This window comes from Oleiphilus sp. HI0067 (assembly GCF_001635735.1).
The window spans coordinates 1-367 of record NZ_LWFI01000569.1; the positions used below are offsets into that span (position 1 = coordinate 1).

1 protein-coding gene is annotated in these 367 nt (G+C 48.0%); it reads left to right on the forward strand.

Translation table 11 applies throughout. The annotated features are described in order from the left end of the window. The coding region (locus A3739_RS29530) for a hypothetical protein (protein WP_197472129.1) at nucleotides 1–367 on the forward strand (367 nt) is incomplete at both ends.

The window sequence follows — 367 nt, forward strand, 5'->3', positions numbered from 1 at the left end:
GTCCAAAGCTATTACACCATCTGGGATAGCGGAACTGAGCAAGAGCTTGTCCGTACCGATCTAGCGGCTAGAACCTTTACGGAAACGGATGAGGTGAAGTCTCTCACTGGTACAGACGTGAACTGGGACAGTAACGAAGGTTGGTATGTCGACTTCATCGTTTCTGGCGAATCAGCTGAAGGTGAGCGTGTGACGCAAAAACCTGAGTTGCTGTTTGATTCAGAGGTTGGTCCGATTGCCTTGTTCTCAAGTTTGATACCAGATGTATCTGAGTGTTCAGGTGGTGGTGCGAGTTACTTGTATGCCTTGCCGTTGCTAACCGGCTTAAATCCAAGCAAGCCTATTCTTGATTTGAATGATGATGGCC